The sequence below is a fragment of the Novosphingobium sp. SG707 genome, from assembly GCF_012275515.1.
In the GTDB taxonomy this organism is placed as follows: Bacteria; Pseudomonadota; Alphaproteobacteria; order Sphingomonadales; family Sphingomonadaceae; genus Novosphingobium.
The window spans coordinates 100,099-124,642 of the sequence record NZ_JAAZQL010000003.1 but is presented as its reverse complement, the minus strand read 5'-3'; the positions used below and the strand labels follow the sequence as shown (position 1 = coordinate 124,642).

23 protein-coding genes are annotated in these 24,544 nt (G+C 63.3%); 18 read left to right on the top strand and 5 right to left on the bottom strand.

Annotation, left to right across the window (positions count from 1 at the left end; translation table 11 throughout):
• The first annotated feature begins 187 nt into the window (after positions 1 to 187).
• Positions 188 to 1,165, top strand: coding sequence for a class II fructose-bisphosphatase (gene glpX / locus FHW92_RS09340; RefSeq protein ID WP_168603011.1), 978 nt, complete (start codon positions 188 to 190; stop codon positions 1,163 to 1,165).
• A 161-nt stretch (positions 1,166 to 1,326) separates the two neighbouring features.
• Positions 1,327 to 2,262, top strand: a complete 936-nt coding sequence (locus tag FHW92_RS09335; protein WP_168603010.1) for a ribose-phosphate pyrophosphokinase — start codon at positions 1,327 to 1,329, stop codon at positions 2,260 to 2,262.
• Between the two features lie 35 nt (positions 2,263 to 2,297).
• On the opposite strand, the gene FHW92_RS09330 is transcribed toward FHW92_RS09335, so the two are convergent.
• Positions 2,298 to 3,206: a helix-turn-helix domain-containing protein gene (locus tag FHW92_RS09330; protein WP_292692953.1), complete on the bottom strand. Its 909-nt coding sequence runs from the start codon at positions 3,204 to 3,206 to the stop codon at positions 2,298 to 2,300.
• Positions 3,207 to 3,414: 208 nt separating this feature from the next.
• Between FHW92_RS09330 and FHW92_RS09325 the strand changes: the two genes are divergently transcribed.
• The 11 genes from FHW92_RS09325 to FHW92_RS09275 all read left to right on the top strand — a co-directional run bounded on the left by FHW92_RS09325 (position 3,415) and on the right by FHW92_RS09275 (position 14,721).
• Complete coding sequence (locus tag FHW92_RS09325) at positions 3,415 to 4,221, top strand: inositol monophosphatase family protein (protein WP_168603541.1); 807 nt, start codon at positions 3,415 to 3,417, stop codon at positions 4,219 to 4,221.
• A gap of 5 nt (positions 4,222 to 4,226) precedes the next feature.
• A complete protein-coding gene (locus FHW92_RS09320) occupies positions 4,227 to 4,631 on the top strand; it encodes a gamma-glutamylcyclotransferase family protein (RefSeq protein WP_282599712.1) in 405 nt (134 codons plus the stop codon).
• Between the two features lie 193 nt (positions 4,632 to 4,824).
• The gene (rpmI, locus tag FHW92_RS09315) at positions 4,825 to 5,028 is read left to right on the top strand and encodes a 50S ribosomal protein L35 (protein ID WP_168603007.1); all 204 of its coding nucleotides are present in this window, start codon (positions 4,825 to 4,827) and stop codon (positions 5,026 to 5,028) included.
• Positions 5,029 to 5,042: 14 nt separating this feature from the next.
• Positions 5,043 to 5,405 (top strand): 50S ribosomal protein L20, encoded by a 363-nt coding sequence (rplT, locus tag FHW92_RS09310; protein ID WP_168603006.1) that lies wholly within the window; start codon positions 5,043 to 5,045, stop codon positions 5,403 to 5,405.
• 222 nt (positions 5,406 to 5,627) lie between these two features.
• Positions 5,628 to 6,479 (top strand): helix-turn-helix domain-containing protein, encoded by an 852-nt coding sequence (locus tag FHW92_RS09305; protein ID WP_246870041.1) that lies wholly within the window; start codon positions 5,628 to 5,630, stop codon positions 6,477 to 6,479.
• A gap of 101 nt (positions 6,480 to 6,580) precedes the next feature.
• Entirely contained in the window at positions 6,581 to 7,693 is a 1,113-nt protein-coding gene (gene pheS / locus FHW92_RS09300; RefSeq protein ID WP_168603004.1) for a phenylalanine--tRNA ligase subunit alpha, read from the top strand.
• A gap of 11 nt (positions 7,694 to 7,704) precedes the next feature.
• The gene (pheT, locus tag FHW92_RS09295) at positions 7,705 to 10,092 is read left to right on the top strand and encodes a phenylalanine--tRNA ligase subunit beta (RefSeq protein ID WP_168603003.1); all 2,388 of its coding nucleotides are present in this window, start codon (positions 7,705 to 7,707) and stop codon (positions 10,090 to 10,092) included.
• 76 nt (positions 10,093 to 10,168) lie between these two features.
• The gene (locus FHW92_RS09290; RefSeq protein WP_168603002.1) at positions 10,169 to 11,053 is read left to right on the top strand and encodes an aldose 1-epimerase family protein; all 885 of its coding nucleotides are present in this window, start codon (positions 10,169 to 10,171) and stop codon (positions 11,051 to 11,053) included.
• A 59-nt stretch (positions 11,054 to 11,112) separates the two neighbouring features.
• On the top strand, positions 11,113 to 12,657 hold the full coding sequence (locus FHW92_RS09285; protein ID WP_168603001.1) for a peptide chain release factor 3: 1,545 nt from the start codon (positions 11,113 to 11,115) through the stop codon (positions 12,655 to 12,657).
• Positions 12,658 to 12,940: 283 nt separating this feature from the next.
• Positions 12,941 to 13,279, top strand: coding sequence for a P-II family nitrogen regulator (locus FHW92_RS09280; RefSeq protein WP_168603000.1), 339 nt, complete (start codon positions 12,941 to 12,943; stop codon positions 13,277 to 13,279).
• 29 nt (positions 13,280 to 13,308) lie between these two features.
• Complete coding sequence (locus tag FHW92_RS09275) at positions 13,309 to 14,721, top strand: ammonium transporter (protein WP_168602999.1); 1,413 nt, start codon at positions 13,309 to 13,311, stop codon at positions 14,719 to 14,721.
• Between the two features lie 201 nt (positions 14,722 to 14,922).
• Here FHW92_RS09275 and FHW92_RS09270 read toward each other — a convergent pair whose 3' ends face one another.
• Positions 14,923 to 15,351, bottom strand: coding sequence for a TIGR01244 family sulfur transferase (locus FHW92_RS09270; protein WP_168602998.1), 429 nt, complete (start codon positions 15,349 to 15,351; stop codon positions 14,923 to 14,925).
• A gap of 316 nt (positions 15,352 to 15,667) precedes the next feature.
• Between FHW92_RS09270 and FHW92_RS26050 the strand changes: the two genes are divergently transcribed.
• The 5 genes from FHW92_RS26050 to queC all read left to right on the top strand — a co-directional run bounded on the left by FHW92_RS26050 (position 15,668) and on the right by queC (position 20,422).
• The gene (locus tag FHW92_RS26050; RefSeq protein ID WP_168602997.1) at positions 15,668 to 16,432 is read left to right on the top strand and encodes a cold-shock protein; all 765 of its coding nucleotides are present in this window, start codon (positions 15,668 to 15,670) and stop codon (positions 16,430 to 16,432) included.
• 252 nt (positions 16,433 to 16,684) lie between these two features.
• Positions 16,685 to 17,875: an aspartate aminotransferase family protein gene (locus FHW92_RS09260; protein WP_168602996.1), complete on the top strand. Its 1,191-nt coding sequence runs from the start codon at positions 16,685 to 16,687 to the stop codon at positions 17,873 to 17,875.
• The gene (gene argF, locus FHW92_RS09255) at positions 17,875 to 18,801 is read left to right on the top strand and encodes an ornithine carbamoyltransferase (RefSeq protein WP_168602995.1); all 927 of its coding nucleotides are present in this window, start codon (positions 17,875 to 17,877) and stop codon (positions 18,799 to 18,801) included. Before FHW92_RS09260 ends, argF begins: the two co-directional genes overlap by 1 nt.
• Positions 18,802 to 18,809: 8 nt before the next feature.
• The gene (locus FHW92_RS09250; RefSeq protein ID WP_168602994.1) at positions 18,810 to 19,679 is read left to right on the top strand and encodes an Hsp33 family molecular chaperone HslO; all 870 of its coding nucleotides are present in this window, start codon (positions 18,810 to 18,812) and stop codon (positions 19,677 to 19,679) included.
• Between the two features lie 44 nt (positions 19,680 to 19,723).
• Complete coding sequence (gene queC / locus FHW92_RS09245; protein WP_168602993.1) at positions 19,724 to 20,422, top strand: 7-cyano-7-deazaguanine synthase QueC; 699 nt, start codon at positions 19,724 to 19,726, stop codon at positions 20,420 to 20,422.
• 165 nt (positions 20,423 to 20,587) lie between these two features.
• Here queC and FHW92_RS09240 read toward each other — a convergent pair whose 3' ends face one another.
• The 3 genes from FHW92_RS09240 to FHW92_RS09230 form a co-directional block, all read right to left on the bottom strand.
• Entirely contained in the window at positions 20,588 to 21,697 is a 1,110-nt protein-coding gene (locus tag FHW92_RS09240) for an OmpA family protein (RefSeq protein WP_168602992.1), read from the bottom strand.
• Positions 21,698 to 21,859: 162 nt separating this feature from the next.
• Positions 21,860 to 22,312: a DUF2793 domain-containing protein gene (locus FHW92_RS09235; RefSeq protein ID WP_168602991.1), complete on the bottom strand. Its 453-nt coding sequence runs from the start codon at positions 22,310 to 22,312 to the stop codon at positions 21,860 to 21,862.
• Positions 22,313 to 22,352: 40 nt separating this feature from the next.
• Entirely contained in the window at positions 22,353 to 24,539 is a 2,187-nt protein-coding gene (locus FHW92_RS09230) for a phage tail protein (protein ID WP_168602990.1), read from the bottom strand.
• Between the last annotated feature and the right edge of the window lie 5 nt (positions 24,540 to 24,544).

Genomic DNA, 24,544 nt, shown 5'->3' with positions numbered 1-24,544 from the left:
ATAACTGGGTTCGTATGTTGCCCGTTTTGGACCTTTGACTTCGCGTTTGCGGCATTTGTCCGCTCGACAACCGGCCTGTGCATAGGTAAGCGGACGTGTCTGCATAGGTATTCACAACGTGCATTCACACTGCCGACCAACAGGTCCGGCATAGGGGCCATACATTCCTGAAGGAATCGGACAGATTATGAGCGCTACTCCTGCCAGCAAGATTCTCGACCGCGTTCTGGTGCTTGAAATGGTGCGCGTGACCGAAGCGGCCGCCATCGCCTCGGCCAAGCTGATCGGACGCGGGGACGAGAAGGCCGCCGACGCCGCCGCAGTCGAAGCCATGCGCGAGAAGCTCAACGAACTTTATATCGACGGCACCGTGGTGATCGGCGAGGGTGAGCGCGACGAGGCGCCGATGCTCTATATCGGCGAAAAGGTCGGCGCGGCGCTGGGCAAGGGCCCCAAGATCGACATCGCTCTCGACCCGCTGGAAGGCACGACGATCTGCGCCAAGGCCGGGCCGAACTCGCTGGCCGTGCTGGCGATTGCCGAAGAGGGCGGGCTGCTCAACGCGCCCGACACCTATATGGACAAGCTGGCCGTGGGGCCGGGCTATCCTGATGGCATCATCGATCTGGCCAAGAGCCCGACTGAGAACGTCAAGGCCGTGGCCGCCGCCAAGGGCGTGGCGCCCGAGGACATCGTGGTCTGCGTGCTGGACCGCCCGCGCCACACGGACCTCATCGACGAACTGCGCGCGCTTGGTTGCGGCGTCTATCTGATCGGCGACGGCGACGTGGCGGGCGTGATCGCCACCACCAACACCGAGGAAACCAACATCGACATGTATATGGGCCAGGGCGGCGCGCCGGAAGGCGTGCTGGCCGCAGCGGCTCTGCGCTGTGTCGGTGGTCAGTTCAAGGGCCGTCTGGTGTTCCGCAATGACGATGAAAAGGCCCGCGCCTACAAATGGGGCATCACCGATCTCAACAAGATCTATGACCTGACCGAGCTGGCCAAGGGCGACTGCATCTTTGCCGCCAGCGGCGTGACCGACGGCTCGCTGCTGAAAGGCGTGAAGCGCACGCGCGGCGGCCGTCTGACCACCGAAAGCGTGGTGATGCGCGCCAGCACCGGCACCGTGCGCTGGGTCAAGGGCGACCGCCGGGCGTAATCGGTACTGCGAATAACATAAAGGGGGCAGGGGTTTGCACCGCTGCCTCCTTTTGTATGTGCGGCAAACCTTGCAATCCTGCCGTTCTTGGCTAGAGGCACGCGCGAGGGAAGCAACGCGGCGGCTGAGTCTTTCGTGCCGCGTGCAGTGGAGATACGCGAATGAAGATCCTTGCCGGTAACGGTAACCTGCCGCTGGCGCGCGCGATTGCGGGCTATCTGGAACTGCAATTGACGGATGCCAGTGTGCGCCGTTTTGCCGATGAAGAAGTCTTCGTCGAAATCCACGAAAACGTGCGCGGCGAGGATGTCTTCGTCGTTCAGTCGACCGCCTATCCCGCGAACGACAATCTGATGGAACTGCTGATCTGCATCGACGCGCTGCGCCGCGCCTCGGCCAAGCGGATCACGGCGGTCGTCCCCTATTTCGGCTATGCCCGTCAGGACCGCAAGCCCGGCCCGCGCACGCCGATCTCGGCCAAGCTGGTGGCCAATCTGATCACCACGGCGGGCGCCGACCGCGTGCTGGCGGTTGACCTCCATGCGGGTCAGATCCAGGGCTTCTTCGACATTCCCACCGACAACCTGTTTGCCGCCCCCGTGATGGCCGCCGATATTCTGGCGCGCAATGGCGATGATGGGCTGATGGTGGTTTCGCCCGACGTTGGCGGCGTGGTGCGCGCCCGCGCGCTGGCCAAGCGTCTGAACAATGCCCCGCTGGCCATCGTGGACAAGCGCCGCGACAAGCCGGGCGTGTCGGAGGTGATGAACATCATCGGCGACGTCAAGGGCCGCACCTGCATCCTGATCGACGACATCATCGATTCGGGCGGCACGCTGTGCAACGCGGCGCAGGCGCTGATGGATGCGGGCGCCGCTTCGGTCACGGCCTATATCACCCATGGCGTGCTGTCGGGCGCGGCGGTCTCGCGCGTCAACAATTCGGCGCTCAAGGAACTGGTCATCACCGACTCGATCCTGCCCACCGAGGAAACGCAGAAGTCGGACAAGATCCGTCTGCTGACCATCGCTCCGCTGATCGGCGAGGCGATCCGCCGTATCGCGGATGAAAGCTCGGTGTCGAGCCTGTTCGACTAAGACTTGCAAGGCCCTCTGCCGCCAGCAGGGGGCCTTTATTGCCAGGGGCGGTTGCCCCCCGGCGGCACGCGTTCCAGCGCCTCCAGCCTTTTGGCCTGACGCGATTCCAGCGCCAGCGTGAGCAGCGGGTTGGGCGTGCGCACAAAGCGGCGCGGTGTCACGCCGAACAATTCGGTAAATTCGCGCGTCATCTGCGCCTGATCGAAATAGCGCAGGATCAGTTCCTCGGCCTCGGCCTCGTCGGCCACGCCGTGCAGATGGCTGGCCATGTCCAGCGCGCGGGCGCGGCGCATCACCTGCTTGGGCGGCATACCGAAATCGCGCCGCACGATCCGCTCCAACTGTCGCGTACTGATCGCCATCTCGGCGGCGAAATCGCTGATGCTGGCATTGGGATTGGCAAAGGTCAGCGCCTCAAAGGCGGTGCTGATCGGATTGGGATACGGACGGCCCAGCTTTTCCACCAGCAGCCGGAAACGGCGCTCCAGCAGATCGGCGATCGCCACCGGGTCCTCGGTATGGCTGAAGGCGGCCAGCGTTTCTTCGCTGTTGAGTCCGTAATGTTCGAGCGGGACCAGCCGGTTGACCATCTCATGCGCGCTGCGGCCAAAGAGCGCATAGCCCGCCCCCGCCTTCAGCGCATAGCCGATGGACAGAAAGCTGCCCTCGACGGTGATGGGCATGATCTTGCTTTGCGGGCCAAAAATCAGCGCGGCGCGGCCAAGATGGTGGACACCGTCGGCGGTATGGGCGGTCCATTTGCCGCCCAGTTGAATACGCACCATCGAACTGTCGTTGAAGATGCCAGAAGACAGGCAGTAATCAGGCGGCAGATTGACCGGCGTGACATAGATCCGCCCCAGCCACGGCGCCAGATCGGGCGCGGGCGCCCGATTATAGGACAGCGGTTGGCCCTTGCTTGACCGGCCGACCAGCGGTGTCACCGCTGCATCAAGGGCCGGTTTGGTTGGCTTGAGCATAGATTTTGGACCCAGTATTCGTTTTTGTTGTAAAAATAATTTCCAGAACCTGTGTAGTTCAATTTCCCCTGCGTGCGGCTTTGTCAACCGATTGTCACGTTATATTGCTGTGCTGCTGCCACCTGCGGCTTGACCGCAACCCATGGGCAAAGGCACAAGCGGCGCCATGAAACTGAACCTTGATGCTGACATTGCACTGGCCCAACGTCTTGCCGATGCGGCGGGCGCGGCGATCCGCCCCTATTTCCGGTCCGGCGTGGCCTCCGAGCGCAAGGAAGACGCCAGCCCCGTCACTCTGGCCGATCAGGCCGCCGAAGAGGCCATGCGCGCGATCCTGCGCGCCGAGCGTCCCGATGACACGATCATCGGCGAGGAATATGGCGTGACGGCCGGAACCTCGGGGCGCAGCTGGGTGCTGGACCCGATTGACGGCACGGCGGGGTTCCTTGCGGGCCGCGCGATCTTCGGCACGCTGATCGCGCTGGTGATCGAGGGCTGGCCGGTGCTGGGCGTGATCGACCAGCCGATTGCGGGTGAGCGCTGGGTGGGCGCCTCGGGCCGCAAGACGACGTTTAATGGCCAGCCGGTCAGCACCCGCCGTTGCCGCGAATTGTCCGACGCCACCATCGCCACCACCGGCCCGCATTATTTCAGCGACCATGAGGGCGAGCATTTCATGGGTCTGGCCGCCAAGACCGATTATCGCCGGATGGTGATGGGCGGCGATTGCTATAATTACGCGATGCTGGCCAGCGGCCATCTCGACATCGTGTGCGAGGCGGGGCTCAAGCTGCATGACTGGGCGGCGCTGGTGCCGGTGGTCGAGGGCGCGGGCGGCCTGATGTGCGACTGGAACGGCGATCCGCTGCACGCCGGGTCGACCGGCCATGTGCTGGCGCTGGGCGATCCGGCGCGGCAGGATGATGCGGTCGAGGCGCTGGCCTGTACCCACGATCACCACCACTCCGATCATCACTAGGGCCATTGATCCGGCGCTTCTTCTTCTATGGAACATTGATGGCGGGCATGGGCAACCGGCATGAACGGGCGGCCCATGCCTTGCTGGACAAGGGCCGCGCGGCCAGTGCGCGCGGGCGGCTCTATGCGGTGCCCGATCCGGCGGGGTGGTATCCGGCGCTGCAGCCGGGCGCGGGGGTGGTGCGGGGCATGGTCCATCGCGCCGGGCCGCGTTTCGATGCGCGGGCGCTGGCCCGGATGGATGTCTATGAAGGGCGCGAATACCGGCGCGGGACGGTGAGGCTGGGCAAGGCCACCGCCTGTGCCTATATCTGGCGCGGACCTTTGCCGCGCGGGGCATGTCGGATCGCTTGTGGCGATTTTCGTGTCTGGTTGGCGGCGCGTCGGGGGCGGCGGGCCTATGGCGCCTGACTCGCGCCGCCCGCAAATATCTCCGTCGCCCGCAGCAGATCGGCCAAGGCGCTTGCATTTGCCCGGCGATGCCCCTAAGGGCCGCCCCTTCAACCGGTTCGGAGGATTTGCCGCAAGGCAGATTCGCTCGCCTGCCTGGCCATCAAGGGCTGCCACGGCAAGCGGGACGGACCGCTAGATCAAGGAGATGAAAATGCCCAAGATGAAGACCAAGAGCGGTGTGAAGAAGCGCTTCAAGATCACCGCCACCGGTAAGGTCAAGCATGGCGTCGCTGGCAAGCGTCACCGTTTGATCAGCCATAATTCGAAGTACATCCGTCAGAACCGTGGCACCGAGGTGATCTCCGACGCGGACGCGAAGGTGATCAAGAAGTGGGCGCCCTACGGGCTGAACTGAGGAGTTACTGAGTTATGGCACGTGTCAAAAGGGGTGTTACCACCCGCGCCAAGCACAAGAATATTCTGGAACAGGCCAAGGGTTACCGCGGTCGTCGCAAGAATACGATCCGCGTTGCTCGTCAGGCCGTTGAAAAGGCCGGCCAGTACGCTTACCGCGACCGCAAGGTCAAGAAGCGTACCTTCCGCGCTCTGTGGATCCAGCGTATCAACGCTGCGGTTCGCGCCGAAGGCCTGACCTATTCGCAGTTCATCAACGGCATCAAGCTGGCTGGCATCCAACTGGACCGCAAGTCGCTGGCCGATCTGGCGCTGAACGAAGCGGCCGTGTTCTCGGCTGTTCTGGCTCAGGCCAAGGCTGCTCTGCCCGCCGCGTAAGCGCGCAGGCCGATTGGACAGAAAGGGCGCGGGGGGATTTCTCCCGCGCCTTTTTTGTTGCCCTGCGTCCAGAGGTGAACTTGCCTTCACATCATCGATGCGTCATGCATGGCGCCAAGGTTCGCAATAAAGATAAGGCCAAAAGATGAGGCCAAGAGACAAGGGATGCCATTGACGCGCGGATCATCGGTCCGGGCCAGGTTCTTTGCCCCGCCGGCGGAATTGGCCCGGTATTTCACGACCTTCTATTTGGCCGAGATTGATCTCGCGCCCGGCCAGCGCGTGGTTGATTATCTGCATCCCGAATGGGCCAATCTGCGCTTTTCCTCGGGCGGGCCGCTGGCCGCGCATAATACGCGGGGCATGGGCATCGCCGATTGCCATTTCGCGGTGACAGGCCCGAGCGGCCATGCGGTGCGTTTCGAGGTCGGGCCATGCAGGATCTGGGGCGTGGGCCTGTTGCCGCTGGGCTGGGCGCGGTTTGTCGGCCTGCCTGCGGCGGAACTGGCCGATGCGGTGCTGGACGGGGCCGACCATGATGGCTTTGCGCCCTTCATGCCGCTGGCCGAGGCGATTTTCGGGCCGGAGCCGGATGTCGAGGGCGAATTGGCGCGGATCGGCCGCTTTTTTGCCGAATGGCCATCCGACGGCGCGGGCGATGACCAAAGGGTTCAGGCGATCCATGCGGCCATGATCGACCCGGCGGTGTCCAGCGTGGCCGAAATGGCGCGCCGCGCCGGGGCGAGCGCCCGCACGGTCGAGCGCCTGTGCCAGCAATCCTTCGGCTTTGGCCCCAAATATCTGCTGCGCCGCCAGCGTTTCATGCGCAGCCTTGCCCAGTTCATGCTCGACCCCTCGCTGAAATGGATCGGGGCGCTGGACGGGCATTATCACGATCAGGCGCAATTCGTGCGTGAGTTTCGCCAGTTCATGGGCATGACTCCGCGCGAATATGCCCGGATGCCGCATCCGATCATCGAGGCCTTTGTGCGCGAGCGGGCGCGGATTGCGGGCGCGGCGGTGCAGGCGCTGGACGGGCCGGACGGCGCCCGCTTGGGGCGGCGCCCTACTTGACGCCGTGCGGTCAGGGCGCGGTTGATCTTGGCGCCGCGCCGCCCTAGAGGGTGCTGGCGCATGGCCCGATGCCGGCGCGCCCATCAGCAGACGGACAGAGCATGGATTACGAAAGTCTCGGCGCACAGGCGCTCGACAGCATTGCAAAGGCGCAGGATCTGGACGCGCTGGAGGCGCTGCGCGTGGCGTTTCTGGGCAAGCAGGGTTCGATCTCGGGCCTGCTCAAAACGCTGGGCGGGATGAGCCCGGAGGAGCGCCAGACCACGGGGCCCAAGATTCATGCGCTGCGCGAAGGCGTGACGAATGCGCTGGCCGACAAGAAGGCGGCTCTGGAAGCAGCCGCGCTGGAGGCCAAGCTCGCCGCCGAGACGGTCGACCTGACCCTGCCCGCGCCGGAAAGCGCCCGTGGCAGCGTGCATCCCGTCAGCCAAGTGATGGACGAACTGGCCGAGATCTTTGCCGATCTGGGCTTTGCCGTCGCCACCGGGCCGGAGATCGAGGACGACTGGCACAATTTCACCGCGCTCAACATGCCCGAGAGCCATCCGGCGCGCGCGATGCATGACACATTCTATATCGACAAAACCGCCAGCGGTTATGAAACCGAGCAGGACATGGTGCTGCGCACGCATACCAGCCCGGTGCAGATCCGCGCGATGCTGGCCGCAGGCGGCGACAAGCCCTTGCGTATCATCGCCCCGGGCCGCGTCTATCGCAGCGATTCCGATGCCACCCATACGCCGATGTTCCATCAGGTCGAAGGTCTGGTGATCGGCAAGGACATCACGCTGGCGCATCTGAAATGGACGCTGGAAACCATGCTCAAGGCTTTCTTTGAGCGGGACGATATCGTGCTGCGCCTGCGCCCCAGCTATTTCCCCTTCACCGAACCCAGCGTCGAGGTCGACACCGGCTATTCCTATGTCGATGGCCGCCGCGTGGTGGGCGGTTCGGGCGATGCGCCGGGCCATGCGTGGATGGAATTGCTGGGATCGGGCATGGTCAACCGCCATGTGCTGAGCGCGGGCGGCTATGACCCGGATCAGTGGCAGGGTTTTGCCTTTGGCGTGGGCGTCGATCGTCTCGCCATGCTGAAATATGGGATGAACGATTTGCGGGCCTTCTTTGATGGCGATGCGCGCTGGTTGGGCCATTACGGCTTTTCCGGCCTTGATGTGCCGACCCTTTCGGGCGGCGTTGGCGTACAGGCATAAGGGGCTTCCGCATGAAATTCTCTCTCTCGTGGCTGAAAGCCCATCTGGAAACCGAAGCGACTGTTGAACAGATCGCGGGCAAGCTGAACGCCATCGGCCTTGAAGTCGAAGGCATTGAGGACCCGGCGGAAAAGCTGAGGGGCTTTCGCGTTGCGCGCATTCTGACCGCTGATCGTCATCCCAATGCGGACAAGTTGCAGGTGCTTTCGGTCGATACTGGTGAGGGCGCGCCCTTGCAGGTGGTCTGCGGCGCCCCCAATGCGCGTGCGGGCCTTGTCGGCGTGCTGGGCCTGCCCGGCGCGGTGGTGCCTGCCAATGGCATGGTGCTCAAGGTTGCCGCCGTGCGCAGCGTCGAATCGAACGGCATGATGTGTTCGATGCGAGAACTGGAATTGGGCGAGGGCCATGACGGCATCATCGAATTGCCCGAGGACGCTCCGGTCGGCACCGCTTTCGCAGAATATCACGGCGCCGATCCGGTGTTCGACATTTCGGTCACGCCCAACCGCCCTGATTGCATGGGCGTTTATGGCATCGCGCGCGATCTGGCCGCGGCTGGTCTGGGCTTTCTCAAGCCCATCGCCGCGCCGGGGATTGCCGGTTCCTATGCCTGCCCGGTTGAAATCCGCACCGAGGATACCGATGGCTGCCCCGCCTTTTATGGCCGCACCATCAAGGGCGTGAAGAATGGCCCCAGCCCGGAATGGCTGCAGGCTGCGCTCAAGGCTGCTGACCAGCGGCCGATTTCGGCGCTGGTCGACATCACCAATTATGTGATGCTGACCTATGGCCGCCCGGCCCATGCCTATGATCTGGCTAAGCTGTCGGGCGCGGTCGTGGCCCGCCGCGCGGTTGCGGGCGAGCAATGCCTTGCGCTCAATGGCAAGACCTATGATCTGAACGAGAGCATGACTGTAATCGCCGATGCGGCGGGCGTGCATGACATTGCCGGGATCATGGGCGGCGAGCATTCGGGTTGCAGCGATGACACCGCCGATGTCCTGCTCGAAATCGCCTATTTCACGCCCGAGCGGATTGCCGCCACGGGTCGCGCGCTGAACCTGACCTCTGACGCCCGCGCGCGGTTTGAGCGCGGGGTGGACCCGGCTTTCCTTGACACCGGGCTTGATCTGCTGACGGGCCTGATCCTTGAGATCTGCGGCGGCGAGGCATCCGAAGTGGTGCGCGCCGGTGCTGCGCCCGCCACGCCCAAGACCGTGGCTTTTGATCCTGCGCTGGTGACCAAGCTGGGCGGGGTTGAGATTGCGGGCGATGAGCAGAAGCGCATCCTCGCAGCACTGGGCTTTACGGTGGGCGATGACTGGGCCGTGACCGTGCCGGGCTGGCGCCCGGATGTCGATGGCGCGGCCGATATTGTTGAGGAAGTGGTGCGTATCCACGGCCTCGACGGGATCGAGAGCGTGCCTTTGCCGCGTGAGGATGGCGTTGCCAAGCCGACCGCGACCCCGGTGCAAAAGCTGGAGCGTCGTCTGCGTCGCAGCGCCGCTGCGCGCGGGCTGAACGAGGCGATTACGTGGTCGTTCCTGCCGGAAGGCGAGGCGGAGCATTTTGCTGAAGGCGTGCTCTGGCGTCTGGCCAATCCGATCAGCGAAGACCTGAAGGTCATGCGTCCCAGCCTGATCCCGGGTCTGCTGAGCGCGGCCAAGCGCAATCTGGCGCGTGGGGGCTCCTCGCTGCGCCTGTTTGAAATCGGGCGCCGCTATCTGCGCGATGCCAATGGCAAGGGTGCGGAACGGCTGACGCTGGCCGTGGTGCTGGCGGGCGACAAAACCCCGCGCGGCTGGGCCACGGGCAAGGCGCAGGCGTTTGACGCTTTCGACGCGAAGGCCGAGGCGCTGGCCTTGCTGGCCGAGGCGGGCGCGCCGGTGGATAACCTCCAGATCATGGGTGAAGCTGGCGCTCAGTTCCACCCCGGCCAGTCGGCCACCTTGCGGCTTGGGCCCAAGAATGTGCTGGCGCGTTTCGGCATGTTGCATCCCACCACCGCCAAGGCGTTTGATCTGGACGGCCCGGTGGCGGTGGCGGAAATTTTCCTCGATGCCATTCCGGGCAAGAAGGGCGCTTCTGGTTTTGCCCGCGTCAATTATGCGCCCCCGGCCCTGCAGGCGGTGAAGCGCGACTTTGCTTTCTTGGTGAAGGCCGATCTGGCGGCGGGCGATCTGCTGCGCGCGGTGAAGGGCGCGGACAAGGCGAATATCATCGCTGCGCGCGTTTTCGACGATTTCCGGGGGCAGGGCGTGCCCGAGGGCCAAAAGTCGCTTGCCATCGAGGTCACGCTGCAGCCTGCGGAAAAGAGCTATAATGACGCCGACCTGAAGGCCATTGCCGACAAGGTGACGGCGGCGGCGGCCAAGCAGGGCGCGGTTTTGCGCGGTTGAACGCCAAGGGGTTGAAAGAAAAGGGCGCTGCGGGCATTCTCGCAGCGCCTTTTTTGTTGGCCGGATGGGGAATGGTGTGAGCGAAGAACTGGTGAGCCTTGTTTCGGGCGAATGGCGCGCCTTGATCCATCCGCTGGGCGCCGAACTGCAATCGCTGCGCGATGGGGCGGGGCGCGAGTTTATGACCGACGCCGATCCGGCCTATTGGACGGGCCATGCGCCTTTGCTCTTTCCGATCATCGGCGCGCTGCGGGGCGATGCGTTTCGGCATGAGGGGTGCGAATATACCCTGCCGCGCCACGGTTTTGCGCGGCGCAGCCGGTTTGCGATTGCCGCCCGGAGCGAGGATGCGGTAAGTTTTGCGCTGGAGGACAGCGAGGCGACGCGGGCGGTTTACCCCTTTGCTTTCCGGCTGGAGATGGCGTTTCGCCTGCACGGCGGGGCGCTGCATATGACCGCCACGGTGCATAATCGCGGCGAGGCGGTGATGCCTTTCAGCTTTGGCTATCATCCCGCTTTTGCCTGGCCTTTGCCGGGCGGAGGCGAAAAAACCGCGCACCGCATCATCTTTGAAAAGGATGAGCCCGAGCAGATCCGCCGCCTCAGCAAGGCCACGGGCGAATTGCTGCCGGGCGGCGAGGCGACGCCGGTGGCGGGGCGCGAACTGGTGCTGCATGAAACTCTGTTTGAGGCCGATGCGATGGTTTGGACCGGGCTGGCCAGCCGCGCCTTGCGCTACGCCTCTCCGCAAGGCCCCGCGCTCGACATTGCCTTTCCCGACAGTCCCGACCTTGGCCTGTGGCAGGTGCCCGGCGCGCATTATCTGTGCATCGAGCCATGGGCGGGCTATGCGGACCCGCTCGGCTTTGACGGAGAGATTGGCCAGAAGCCGGGGATTGTCCTGTTGCCGCCGGGTGAAAGCCGCAGCTTCCGCATGGATGTGCGTGTAAGCGCGGGATAGGCGCCAAGCGCGTAAGCGCGGGATAGACGAAAAGCCCGCCGCCATGTAAGCGCGCGCGCATGACTGACGCCTTTGCCACCCGCCGCACCTTTGCCATCATCTCGCACCCTGACGCGGGCAAGACCACGCTGACCGAAAAGCTGTTGCTGAACGGCGGCGCGATTCACTTGGCGGGCGAGGTGAAGGCGCGCGGGGCTGCGCGGCGGGCGCGTTCGGACTGGATGAAGATCGAGCAGCAGCGCGGGATTTCGGTGACCTCCTCGGTCATGACCTTTGCCCGCGAGTTTGAAGGGCTGGGGCATATCACCTTCAACCTGCTCGACACGCCGGGCCACGAGGATTTTTCCGAGGATACCTATCGCACGCTGACGGCGGTCGATTCGGCGATCATGGTGATCGACGCGGCCAAGGGCATCGAGCCGCAGACGCGCAAGCTGTTTGAAGTGTGCCGGATGCGCAATGTGCCGATCATCACCTTCGTCAACAAGGTGGACCGTGAAGGCCGTCCGGTCTTCGAGATTCTGGACGAGGTGGCCGATGCGCTGGCGCTGGACGTGTCGCCGCAAAGCTGGCCGGTCGGCATGGGCGGCACGTTTGAGGGCATCCTTGACCTGAAAAGCGGGCGGATCAGCCGGCCCGAAGGCGACAGCCGGGAATTTCTGGGCAAGGTCGATCATGAGCCGGTGCCGGAGGAATTTGCCGAGGAGATCGAGCTGGGGCAGGCGGGCTATCCCGAATTTGATCTTGAGGCCTATCGGCATGGCGATCTGACGCCGGTGTTCTTTGGCTCGGCGCTGAAGAATTTCGGTGTGGCCGAATTGATCGAGGCCATCGCCCGCATCGCGCCCCCTCCGCGCCCGCAGCCCAGCGAAGCGGGTGTGATCGATCCGTCGGGCAATGAGGTGACGGGCTTCATTTTCAAGGTGCAGGCCAATATGGACCCGATGCACCGCGACCGCATCGCTTTCATGCGTCTGGTTTCGGGCACATTCAAGCGCGGGATGAAGCTGACGCCATCCGCGTTGGGCAAGCCGATTGCGGTGCATTCGCCGATCCTGTTCTTTGCGCAGGACCGCGAGATTGCCGATGAGGCCCAGCCCGGCGATATCATCGGCATTCCCAACCATGGCACTTTGCGCGTGGGCGACACGCTTTCGGAAACGAACAAGGTGCGCTTCACCGGCCTGCCCAATTTCGCGCCGGAAATCCTGCGCCGCGTTCAGCTCAAGGACCCGACCAAGACCAAGCAATTGCGCAAGGCTCTCGATGATCTGAGCGAAGAGGGCGTGATTCAGGTCTTCTATCCCGAAATCGGTGGCCAGTGGATCGTAGGCGTGGTGGGCCAGCTTCAGCTCGACGTGCTGATTTCGCGACTGGAGGCTGAATATAAGGTAGGCGCCATGCTGGAGCCTGCGCCTTTCGATACCGCGCGCTGGGTCAAGGGCGATGCCAAGGCGCTGTCCGACTTTGCCGAATTCAACCGCGCCAATCTGGCCAAGGACCGCGATGGTGATCCGGTGTTCATGGCGCGATCGTCATGGGATGTGTCCTATCAGCAGGAGCGCAACCCCGAGCTGACCTTTTCCGCGACCAAGGAGCGGTGAGAGCATTACCCGCTTTTGCGGTTTCAACAGGCGCGTCGGGACATAAGTTCCGGCGCGCCTGTTTTTTGCGCGTGCGGGATGTTTGACGGCTTTTGCCTCCGAAACGCTGCCTAATTTTTGAGCAGATGCATAGGAATCGGGCGCAGGCCGGGCCTGATTAACCACCAGACGGGGCAATCGCCTTGGCGAATCCCCGCGAATCTCAAAAAACCCTAAATTGGCACACCCCTTGCTAGGTATGTGGCATACCGGCGCTGGGCCGGTTGGCTAATAGGGGATAGGCATGAAGTTCATCATCGCCATCATCAAGCCGTTCAAGCTCGACGAGGTGCGTGAAGCCCTCGGCGCACTTGGGGTCGCCGGTCTGACGGTGTCCGAAGTGAAGGGCTTTGGTCGGCAAAAAGGGCAAACCGAGATCTATCGCGGCGCCGAATATTCGACCAACATGCTGCCCAAGGTGAAGATCGAGATCGCCGCCAGCGACGAACTGGCGCCGCGCGTGGTCGAAACCATCCAGCAGGCCGCCAGCACCGAAGCCATCGGCGATGGCAAGATCTTCGTGCTTGATCTGGCCTCGGCCGTCCGCATCCGCACCGGTGAAACCGGGGATACCGCTCTGTGAGCGGCGCTAGCCTTAGGAGTGAACCCACTATGATCCGCAAGATGATTTGCGGCGCTGGGGCTTTGGGCGCATCGCTCTTTGCCGCCACCACCGCTTTTGCGCAGGCAGCGCCGATCAAGGCGCCGACTGCCGAACAGATGGCCACCATGGTCAACAAGGGCGACAACACCTGGATGCTGATGTCCTCGGTGCTGGTGCTGCTGATGAGCATCCCCGCTCTGGCGCTGTTTTACGGCGGTCTGGTCCGCACCAAGAATATGCTCAGCGTGCTGATGCAGGTGTTCATGATCGTTTCGGTGGCAGCCCTGGTGTGGGTCTGCTGGGGCTATTCGATGGCCTTTACCGGCGGTTCGCCCTTTGTCGGCGGCTTCTCCAAGGCGTTTCTGATGGGCGTTTCGGCCAGCACCTATGCGGCCACCTTCTCGAACAACGTCTATCTGCCCGAATACACCTATGTCATTTTCCAGATGACCTTCGCCTGCATCACGCCGGCGCTGATCGTGGGCGCCTTTGCGGAACGCGTGAAGTTCACGCCGCTGATCATCTTCACGGTGCTGTGGCTGACCTTCATCTATTTCCCGATGGCCCACATGGTGTGGTATTTCGCCGGTCCCGACTTCCTGTCGGCCAACACGTCTGACGCCGGCTATCTCTATGGCCTTGGCGCTCTGGACTTTGCGGGCGGCACCGTGGTGCACATCAACGCCGGTATTGCCGGTCTCGTCGGCTGCCTCGTGATCGGCAAGCGCGTGGGCTTTGGCAAGGAAGCCACCCCGCCGCACTCGCTGACCATGACCATGATCGGCGCCTCGCTGCTGTGGGTTGGTTGGTTCGGCTTCAACGCCGGTTCGAACCTGGAAGCCAATGGTCTGGCCTCGCTCGCCTTCATCAACACCTTTGTCGCCACCGCCGCTGCCGCTGTCAGCTGGTCGCTGGTCGAGCAGGTCAAGCATGGCAAGCCCTCGATGCTGGGCGCTGCTTCGGGTGCTGTGGCCGGTCTGGTGGCCATTACGCCGGCCTCGGGCTTTGCCGCTCCGATGACCTCGATCGTGCTGGGCCTGGTGGTTTCGCCGATCTGCTTCTTCTTCGTCTCGACCGTGAAGAACAAGCTCAAGTATGACGATACGCTCGACGTTTTCGGCGTGCACTGCATCGGCGGTATCGTCGGCGCCATCGGCACCGGCATCGTCGCCGACCCCTCGCTGGGCGGCCAGGGCTGGGTTGACTACACCGTGTTCCCCTCGAAGGCCGGCACCTATGACATGGTTGCCCAGGTCATCACCCAGATCAAGGCTGTCGTCCTGACGCTGGTTCTCTCGGGCGGTGGTTCGGCGATCCTGTTCTTCGCTCTGGACAAGACCATCGGTCTGCGTCCCTCGGAAGAAGCCGAGCGCGAAGGCCTCGACATCACCGAGCACGGCGAACGCGCCTACAACTACTAAGTTTCAAAAGTTTGGCGGGGCTGGGGATCTCCTCCCTCTCCTCCTCCCCGGTCCCGCCTACCGATGTTCCTCCTGCGAACGACAAACTTACAAAGGGCCGGAGCCAGCCGCTCCGGCCCCTTTTTTATGCGCAGATCGAGGATATGAAAAAGGCCGGAGCGGTGGGCTCCGGCCTTTTCGCGTTTGGATGTCGGTGGTGGTTCAACCGGCTTGCGCGGCCAGCATGTCCATCAGCGGGCGGACCGGGCTGACGTCATAGCCGGCTGAGGCGGCCTGCGCGGTGACCTCGTCAAGGTCCGCGCCGAGGCTGGCCTGCGCCAGCGACCAGAGCAGTGTCGAACGCGTGCCCGACCGGCAATAGGCCAGAATTTTGCCCTCGCCCTTGAGTGCCTCGGCCATGGCGCTCACTTGTGCCTGGCTGAAACCGGCATGGGTAACGGGGATGGCGACATAGCCCATACCCGCGGCGGCGGCGGCCTGCGCGATGGCGTCGCCCGGCGTCTGGTCGTCGCTTTCGCCTTCGGGGCGGTTGTTGATGATGAGGGTGATGCCCTGCGCGGCGGCGGCATCGACATCGGCAAGGCTGATCTGCGGGCTGGCCCAGACACGCTGGGAAATCTGACGGAACATGATCGTCTCCTGATCCTGGCAGGCGCGAAGGCGGATGGGCCGCGCCAAAGGGCTGGATTCGCTCTGCCAAGGGGCGGGGAATCAGACAAGCGGGGATTTGCGCAAGGCGGCTGAGTCGCGGTCTTGGCGCATTATTTTCGGATATTCTTGGGGATGTGCACGATTCTATTCGCTATGACCTGGAATTTAGGATATGCCGGAGAGTGCAGAGGAGAGGGTCGCGTGTTTTGCGCGGCTGCTTGCCCTGTCGTTTGGTGTGATTCGTCCTCGCGCCACGCGATTTGGATCAGGGCGAAGCGAAGGTGCTTTCGGTTTTATGGGTTTTGATAGAGGGCGTCGCGGCAGGGGCCGAGACAAGCGCGACGGGTTCGGCGAAGAAGGTTTCGATCCCTTCATGGGCGGTGGCGACCGCTTTGGTGGTGGCGACCGTTTCGGCGGCGGTGACCGCTTTGGCGGCGGCCGTGATCGCGGCGGCTTCGGCGGCGGTGATCGTGGCGGCTTCGGCGGCGGCCCGCGTGGCGGCGGCTTCGGCGGCGGCGGTGGCGGCGGCTTCGGCGGCCCGCGCGGCGGCGGCGGTGGCGGCATGCCTGCCCAGGTCGTTGGTCAGGGCAAGGGCGTCGTGAAGTTCTTCAACGCTCAAAAGGGTTTCGGCTTCATCCAGCGTGAAGACGGCGGCGAAGATGTGTTCGTGCACATCAGCGCGGTCGAACGCGCCGGTCTTGAAGGTCTGGCCGAAGGTCAGGGTCTGGAATTCACGCTGGTGGATCGTGGCGGCAAGGTGTCGGCCAGCGATCTGTCGGTTGTGGGTGATGTGATCGCGGTCGCCAAGCGCGAACCCGCTGCTCCCCAGCGCCAGCTGACCGGTGAAAAGGCCACCGGCACGGTCAAGTTCTTCAACGCGATGAAGGGCTTTGGCTTCATCACGCGTGATGACGGCCAGCCCGATGCCTTCGTGCACATCAGCGCGGTCGAACGTTCGGGTCTTCGTGAAATCAACGAAGGCGACCGTCTGGAATTCGACATCGAAGTCGATCGACGAGGCAAGTACTCGGCGGTCAACCTCTCGCCGCGTCAGGGTTGATCCCGAACCTCTTGCCTTCAAGAGGACGCACGGCCCCCAATGGGTTAAAACCTGATTTCCTTTAAGGACAGGTTTGACCCGGGGGCGGCGACAGCATAAACGCGCGCAAATGGCGGCAGGTCCGAAGGATTCGCTTCGGGTCGCCGCCATTTCGCGTTTTCAGCTTCCGCCGAAATATTCTACCGAACATTGTCTGGATTGAAGAGCGACCCCGCGATCCTGGGGTCATTCTGGAATGCAAAGGAACTATCGATGACCATTTCGCCGTTGATGCCTGTTTACCCCCGGACCGCCTTTCGGCCGGTGCGCGGTGAGCATTGCCATCTGATTGGCGAGGATGGCCGCCGATATCTGGACTTTGCCGCCGGGATCGCTGTCAATCTGCTGGGCCACAGCCATCAAGGGCTGATTTCCGCGATTCAGCAACAGGCCGCGACGCTGATGCATGTGTCGAACCTCTATGGCAGCCCGCATCAGGAAAGCGTGGCCAAGCGGCTGGTCGAAGTGACTTTTGCCGACACGGTGTTCTTCACCAACTCGGGCGCCGAGGCTGTGGAATGCGCCATCAAGACCGCGCGCGCCTATCACCAGCACATCGGCAATCTCGACAAGTACGAGCTGATCACCTTCAAGGAGGCGTTCCACGGGCGCACCATGGGGACGATCTCGGCATCGAATCAGGAAAAGATGCATAAGGGCTTTCTGCCCATCCTGCCCGGTTTCAAATATGTCGATTTCGGCGATCTGGAAGCGGTGAAGGCGGCCATCGGCCCCAACACCGGCGGCATCATGATCGAGCCGATTCAGGGCGAGGGCGGCATCAAGGTGCCCAGCGACGAGTTCCTGCAGGCTCTGCGCGCGCTGTGCGACGAGCATGATCTGATGCTGATCTTTGACGAGGTGCAGTGCGGCGTGGCGCGTACCGGCACGTTCTATGCCTATGAGCAGTTCGGCGTGGTGCCCGACATTCTGGCGACGGCCAAGGGCATTGGTGGCGGCTTCCCGCTGGGCGCTTGCCTTGCCAGCGAGAAGGCCGCGCGCGGCATGGTGGCGGGCACCCATGGCAGCACCTATGGCGGCAACCCGTTGGCGATGTCGGCGGCCAATGCCGTGCTGGACGCAGTGGCCAATGAGGAATTCATGGCCCACGTGCGCGATATGGGCGCCAAGCTGACCAGCCGTCTGGAACAGTTCATCGGCAATTATCCCGATCTGTTCGAGCTGGTGCGTGGGCGCGGCCTGATGCTGGGCCTGAAGATGAAGGTCGAGCCGCGGCCTTTCGTCGCCCATCTGCGCGACAATCACCAGTTGCTCTGCGTTTCGGCGGGCGACAAGACCATGCGCATTCTGCCGCCGTTGGTGATCGACGAGAGCCATATCGACGAGTTCATGGAAAAGCTCTCGGCTGCGGCCGCCAGCTATCAGCCTGAAGAGGTGGCGTGATGGCGCGGCATTTCCTCAACCTCTCGGATGCGGGAGGGGATGCGGTCGTCGCGATGTTGAATGACGCGCTCGACCGCAAGCGGGCGCGCAGCAGCTGGACCAAGGGGCGCGTCGATGCCGATGCGCCTTTGGACGGCCATGTGCTGGCGATGATCTTTGAAAAGAACTCGACCCGCACGCGCGTGTCCTTCGATATGGCGATGCGCCAGTTGGGCGGCAGCGCGATCGTGATGGATGCAGGCGGCATGCAACTGGGTCGCGGCGAGACGATCGCTGACACCGCCCGCGTGCTCAGCCGCATGGTCGATGCGATCATGATCCGCACCAATGATCACGCCAAGATCGAGGAACTGGCCCATTACGCCGATGTTCCGGTGATCAACGGGCTGACCGATGCCTCGCATCCGTGCCAGATCATGGCCGATCTGCTCACCCTGCTGGAGCGCGGTGTGGCGTTGCCCGGCATGGAAATGGCTTGGCTGGGCGATGGCAACAATGTGCTGCATTCGCTGATCGAGGCAGCGGGGCTGCTGAAGTTCAACATTCGCGTCGGCGGCCCCAAGGGCTTTGAGCCGGATGCTGCTTTTGTTGAACAGGCGCGCACGCTGGGGGCGAAAATCACCTTTACGCAGGATGCTGCCGAAGCGGCGCGTGGGGCGCAGGTGGTGGTCACTGATACCTGGGTGTCGATGGGCCAGCCCGGTGGTGATGCCGTCATCAAGGCGATGGAGCCCTATCAGGTCAATGATGGCCTGATGGCGCAGGCGGCGCCGGGGGCTTTGTTCCTTCACTGCCTGCCCGCCCATCGCGGCGAGGAAGTGACCGACAGCGTGATCGACAGCGGGCAAAGCGTCGTCTGGGATGAGGCGGAAAACCGCATTCATGCCCAGAAATCGGTGCTGCGCTGGGCCTTTGGCCAATTGTGAGCACGGGCATGGATTGCGTTCTGCACTTCACCATCCCGTCGCGCGATGCACGGGGGCGGGCGGTTCGGCTCGGCCCCGTGCTCGACCTTGTGCAATCGGCCCATGATTATCCGCCGCCGATCCGCAAGCTGCTGGCCGAGGCGCTGGTGCTGGGCGCGCTGATGGGGTCCTTGCTGAAGGATCAGGACAGCCAGTTGACCATGCAGGCGCAGACGCAGGATGGCGTGGTCGATCTGCTTGTTTGCGATTATCGCAATGGCGAGGTGCGCGGCTATGCGCGCCACGACGAGGAGCGTCTGGCCGCGCTGGGGCCGAATCCGACTCTGCATGACCTGTTCGGCAAGGGCTATCTGGCGATTACCTTCGATCTGGCCGTGACCAAGCAGCGTTATCAGGGGGTCGTGCCGCTGGAGGGCGATTCTCTGGCGCAGGCTTGTCAGGCCTATTTCATCCAGTCCGAGCAGGTGCCGACCCTCATTCGCGTGGCGACATCGGATGTGGGCGGCCATTGCGTGGCCGGCGGGCTGCTGGTGCAGCATTTGCCCGATGGTGAGGAAGGGCGCGCGCGGCTGCATGTGCAGTTGGACCATCCGCATTGGGAGCATGTTGCCGTTCTGGCCGGATCGACCCGCGATTCCGAACTGGTGAACAGCGATCTGGCTTTGGACCAGTTGGTCTGGCGCCTGTTCCACGAGGAGAGCGAAGTGCGCGTGTCGGAAGATGCGCCTCTCAAGCGCGGCTGCCGCTGCAGCGAAGAGCATTATCGCTCGATCCTCTCGCGTTTTGGCGAGGGCGAATTGGCCGAAATGCGGGATGAAAATGGCGAGATCATCATCGATTGCGCCTTTTGCTCAAGGCTTTTCCCGATTTCGATGTAAGGTGGCATGGCTTGTTCGGGCCTTGCCGCAATAGAGATGGAAATATGACCCAGACTGATGTTCCCGCAGGCCGCAAGGCGGTTGTCCTGCTCTCGGGCGGGCTGGATTCGATGGTTTCGGCGGGGCTGGCGCGTGAGGCCGGTTATGAAATCTATGCGCTGACCATCGATTACAACCAGCGCCATGCATGCGAGATTGATGCGGCCAAGGTGCTGGCCAAGGAATTGGGGGCGGTGCGCCATGTGGTGCTGCCGCTCGATCTGCGCCAGTTTGGCGGGTCGGCGCTGACCGATGATATTGATGTGCCCAAGGACGGGCTGGAGCCGGGGATTCCCGTCACCTATGTTCCGGCGCGCAATCTGGTGTTTCTGTCGCTTACGCTGGCTTGGGCCGAAGCGGTTGGCGCGCGGGATATTTTCATCGGGGTCAATGCGCTCGATTATTCTGGCTATCCCGATTGCCGTCCGGAATTCATCGCGGGTTTTACTGAAGTCGCGCGTTTGGCGACCAAGGCAGGGGATGAGGGCGGCGAGTTTGTGATCCATGCGCCGCTCCAATTCCTTGGCAAGGGCGATATCGTTCGCGAAGCGGCTCGGTTGGGGCTGGATTTGGGACTCAGCTGGTCCTGCTATGATCCTCAGCCGGATGGCTCGGCATGCGGCCTGTGTGACAGCTGCCGTCTGCGTCTGGGCGGTTTTGCTGAGGCGGGGCTTCAAGACAAATTGCGCTATGCCGTAAAGTAAATCGATCGCGTTCCATTTTCCGAACACAATTAAGGCCGGGCTCCTTTCGGAGTTCCGGCCTTAATTGTGTTTAAGGTCAAATTGACTGCCCTTTGCCCAGGGGTGCACGCAAAAAAGAAGGGGCAGCTTGCGCCGCCCCTTCCGTTTTTGCCTGAAAGGCTGGACTTAGTTGCCCGAACCCGGACCGTAGGTGATTTCCACACGACGGTTCTGGAGTTCGCGAACGCCATCGGCGGTCGGAACGCGCGGGTTGGCTTCACCAAAGGCCTGGCTCGAGATCGCCGAGTCAGCGATGCCATGCGAGGTGAAGTAGGCGCGGACCGAAGCGTTACGGCGAGCCGACAGACCCAGGTTATACTTGGGCGTGCCCGAGCGGTCTGTGTAACCAGCCAGAACGACCGGAACCGAGGCGCAATTGCCATAGGCCTGAATGGCGCTGTCGAGGATCGACGAGGCTTCAGGGGTGATGTCGGCCTTATCCCAATCGAAGAACACGATGTAGGGACCCTTGTTGCACACCGGAGCCGGAGGCGGCGGAGGCGGCGGCGGAGGCGGCGGAGGCGGGGGGGGCGGCGGCGGCGGCGGGGGAGGCGGCGGCGGAGCAACCGGCTCAGCGCCACCGAAGTTGTAGGTCAGCGTCGCCAGCAGCGAGTGCGAGTGGAACTTTTCCGACAGGGTGTTGCCGGTCACGCCCACAAAACGGTCTGCACCCGGAGCGTTGAAGTAACGATACTTCAGGCCCAGATCCCAGTGCTTGCTGATCGGCGCGCGCACGCCGGCCAGAGCCTGCCAGGCAAAGCCGGTGGCCGAATCATCAACGTTATAAGCCGCAACCGAAGTGGCGTTGTAGCTCTTGACGCGAGCCACGCCGACGCCGCCGCCGACAAAGCCCTGAAGGCCATTGTCAGGACCGAAGTCGAGCAGGCCGTTGGCCATGAAGCTGAGCGCACCGGTGCCACCGCCGACCTGGCCGTTGCTATGGGTGTAGATCGTGCCATTGGCGGCTTCGAACGACTTGGTCCGGGCGCGACGATAGCTGGCTTCGGTTTCCAAGCGGAAGGGGCCGAAGTCGTAACCGACGATGCCACCGAAGTCGTAGCCGAGCTTCGACTTGATGTTGCCAAGAGCGGCGCCGCTCGTGACGTTGCCCAGCGGGTTGGATTCGACGATGACAGCACCGGCGTCGCCTTCGACGTACCAGGTCTTGTCTTTGGCCAGTGCCGGCGTAGCGAGGGCAGTAGATGCCAGCGCCAAGCCCAAGGCAATCTTGCGCATTTGTTTTCCCCTTGTGCGAGTGAGAGGCTACCAATTGCGCGCAGGTCTAACCCCTCGCTTACAGGCGTGCAAGCCGAGAAATACTTAGGATCGTTGCAAATTTGCCACAGGTGAGGCAATTTCAATTCTTGAATTGCGGCATTTTGGCCTCTGTATGGCGCCTTAAGGCAAAATGCCCGCCAGCCTTAACGCGGCGATTAACTGGCTGAGGGCGGCGCGGGCCTCCGAATCCACGGTCGAGCCGCCGGTGGGCGCGCTCACTGCGGAAGGAATCTTCCAGCCGGAAGAGTAAAGCCATGAACGGCCAGAGGATCGGTCGAAAACCCTCATGCCGTCCTTGGGCGTGACATAAATCCAGTTTCCGCTTTGCCGACAGGCGATCTGGCCGACATGCGAGGCCCAATCTCCGGTAGCGCCCGTGCCGATGCTCCAGTTCTGGCCGTCAACCGGCGATGCGGGCGGGGTGGTCGCCGTGCCTTCGATCGCGCAATGCAGTAGCGCATCGGTGATGGCGAAGGCCTCGTTGACGTAGAACTCCTTTTGCGCCTGTCCGGAATAGAGAAAGGGCAGACCGAAACGCGGGCTGGCATTGTCGAAAACGAGAGGGTCGCTCATCTAAATTCTCCTGTTGTTCGTATCTTTCGCGGAGCGGGGCTCACAGATCATACAGATGCAGCGCATCGGAGGCCTGGTAGGTGCCGACCTGCTTGACCCAGAGCGCGCCATGGCCATGAGCGGACACCAGATCGGCCTGCGCTGCAGCGCTCAGGGTCAGGCTGGCGGAAGTGACTTCCCACAAAGCGTTGGGGGCTGAGGTCGGACCGTAACCAACCTGATAGGCCTCCCTTTCCTCTTTCAGGGGAACATCGACATAATCGGACCATATCCAGGCCCCGCGCGCTCTTCGCGTCCAACTCAGGCTCAGCGCGCCATCCGATTGCGGCGCTGCCTGTCCCTGCACGGGTGAAAGCGGGCGGGTGGCAATCCCGCGACAGGCAATTGCGCTCTCGACCGGATCACTGTCACCCAGCCCCATGGCCGCAATCAGGATATCATTCGAACTGCCCAGCTTGCTCTTGTCCAATTCGATCACGGCATCGTCGAGCAGGACAAAGGGCTCATTGACCGCATGGCCGCTGATCGCCGCTTCGGTGCCCGCGCGCCCGCGCAGCAACTGCTCCAGCCGCCACCTTGCGCCGCCCAGCGGCACCGCGCGGCCGAATTGCACGATCTCGGTGCCCAGCAGCGCGCGATTGCTGCCCGCCGACAATTGGCGCAGCGACGCATCAGCCAGTGCCAGATCGTCATTGGCCAGTTCGATCTCAACCGAATTGTTCCGGTCCAGCCTGTGCGATGGCCCTGCCGCCAGTGCGGTGAGCGCCTTGCCCAGCGTAGCCGGTTGCCGCCCGCTGGTGCCGATCTGGGTCAGGGCGCCCGCCCCGTCGTCCATGTAAAGCACCGCGCCCTTCCAGGCGCTGCCTGAGGAGGAGAGCGCGGCATAGATCAGCCCGGCATCGCCCGCGCTGCTTCCGTCCGAGGGCAATTCGAAGGCGGCGATCCTGGTCTGGCCTATCGCCAGATCAGAGGCCAGATTGGCCTGCCCCGAGGCGGTTGCCGAACGGATCAGCGCTTGCGCCGGTGGGATACGTGCAAGGCTCAGTTCGATCCCCGTTTCGCGCCATTCCCAGTCTTTCACCTGCCACAGGCCCTGAACGGAGGGCAGCGTGACGCAGCGACCCGGAGCCACCGCCGGATCAAGCTCGGCGCAGCGCCACTGGATCGTTTCCTGCGCCCAGTCATCGCTCTGCACCGCGCCGCAGATCAGGCGAAAGGCTTCCGCGCCGGTCGTGCTGACGGGCAGGTCGAGCGTCTTGGGCTGGCCCGACAGGGCGCTGCCGGGCGCCCGTTGCGATCCGGGCTGATAATCCAGGTCGACGTCGTAATAGCGCAGCGATCTGGGCGGCGATTTGGTGGGCGGCGTGCGTTTCCAGCTATAGCCGCCCTTGCCACCGAAATCCCCGGTGCCCGTGGCCGCGACCGGTTCGCCCAGCATCCGGGGAGCCGCGACATCCTGCTGCGTGATCGTCAGCCCATCGCCATCGGCATCGCAGACAATCGGGACAATCGGCAACCACGCCGCGAGCGTATCGGCCAGCGGGTCCGAGCAGGAAAAGCCCAGGATGCCGTCAACCGGCACATCGGCCTGAGCCTCCTCGACCGCATCCTGAACCAGCGTGGCCAGATTGAGCGCGCCCTCATCGCAAAAGACCTCGAAATTGAGGCTGGGAAGGCGGTTGCCGAATTCGCCCAGTTGCAGATCCTCAAACACCACATAGGCCGTGCCCCGAAAGGCTGGACACAGATCGCCGCCCAGCAAGGAGACCATCAGCGGATCGGCGGCCTGATCCGCTGTCCCGGTGTAAACGCGCAAAGTGCCCCCCACCTTGAGATCGCCAGAAGACCCGCGCAGCAATTTGCCGTCGGCCCAGATCCGGCCAATCCCGATGATCGGGCGACTGGCCAGCGCGACCGCGAAGGAGGATGTATAGCTGTAACTGGTGGTCGAGGGCTGTCCCTTGCCGCCGCCACTGGTCGAACTGTGCTCGCTCAGATCCGTGGCCCAGATGATCGTGCCGCCCACCCGCATCCGGCCATAATGGCGCGGCATCGCGGCGCCATAGGTCGAGGTGGTGACGCTCAGGTCCTGCAGGCGGGCGCCCTGCCGTTTTGTGGAGGTGCCAAAGACCGCTCCATCGATCTGGCTGCCGACCAGAGCGCCCAGCGCGCCGCCCAAAGGCCCACCAAAAGCGGTGCCGATCGCCGTGAACAAAATCGTAGCCATGGTCT

Bases quoted from the DNA above. Each gene is read 5' to 3' on its own strand.
- FHW92_RS09285 (WP_168603001.1), top strand. From the start codon at position 11,113: ATGACTGACGCCTTTGCCACCCGCCGCACCTTTGCCATCATCTCGCAC.
- FHW92_RS09335 (WP_168603010.1), top strand. From the start codon at position 1,327: ATGAAGATCCTTGCCGGTAACGGTAACCTGCCGCTGGCGCGCGCGATT.
- FHW92_RS26050 (WP_168602997.1), top strand. From the start codon at position 15,668: ATGGGTTTTGATAGAGGGCGTCGCGGCAGGGGCCGAGACAAGCGCGAC.
- FHW92_RS09270 (WP_168602998.1), bottom strand. From the start codon at position 15,351: ATGTTCCGTCAGATTTCCCAGCGTGTCTGGGCCAGCCCGCAGATCAGC.
- rpmI (WP_168603007.1), top strand. From the start codon at position 4,825: ATGCCCAAGATGAAGACCAAGAGCGGTGTGAAGAAGCGCTTCAAGATC.
- queC (WP_168602993.1), top strand. From the start codon at position 19,724: ATGACCCAGACTGATGTTCCCGCAGGCCGCAAGGCGGTTGTCCTGCTC.
- FHW92_RS09260 (WP_168602996.1), top strand. From the start codon at position 16,685: ATGACCATTTCGCCGTTGATGCCTGTTTACCCCCGGACCGCCTTTCGG.
- FHW92_RS09280 (WP_168603000.1), top strand. From the start codon at position 12,941: ATGAAGTTCATCATCGCCATCATCAAGCCGTTCAAGCTCGACGAGGTG.
- FHW92_RS09275 (WP_168602999.1), top strand. From the start codon at position 13,309: ATGATCCGCAAGATGATTTGCGGCGCTGGGGCTTTGGGCGCATCGCTC.
- argF (WP_168602995.1), top strand. From the start codon at position 17,875: ATGGCGCGGCATTTCCTCAACCTCTCGGATGCGGGAGGGGATGCGGTC.
- FHW92_RS09250 (WP_168602994.1), top strand. From the start codon at position 18,810: ATGGATTGCGTTCTGCACTTCACCATCCCGTCGCGCGATGCACGGGGG.
- pheS (WP_168603004.1), top strand. From the start codon at position 6,581: ATGGATTACGAAAGTCTCGGCGCACAGGCGCTCGACAGCATTGCAAAG.
- FHW92_RS09230 (WP_168602990.1), bottom strand. From the start codon at position 24,539: ATGGCTACGATTTTGTTCACGGCGATCGGCACCGCTTTTGGTGGGCCT.
- FHW92_RS09240 (WP_168602992.1), bottom strand. From the start codon at position 21,697: ATGCGCAAGATTGCCTTGGGCTTGGCGCTGGCATCTACTGCCCTCGCT.
- glpX (WP_168603011.1), top strand. From the start codon at position 188: ATGAGCGCTACTCCTGCCAGCAAGATTCTCGACCGCGTTCTGGTGCTT.
- pheT (WP_168603003.1), top strand. From the start codon at position 7,705: ATGAAATTCTCTCTCTCGTGGCTGAAAGCCCATCTGGAAACCGAAGCG.
- FHW92_RS09235 (WP_168602991.1), bottom strand. From the start codon at position 22,312: ATGAGCGACCCTCTCGTTTTCGACAATGCCAGCCCGCGTTTCGGTCTG.
- rplT (WP_168603006.1), top strand. From the start codon at position 5,043: ATGGCACGTGTCAAAAGGGGTGTTACCACCCGCGCCAAGCACAAGAAT.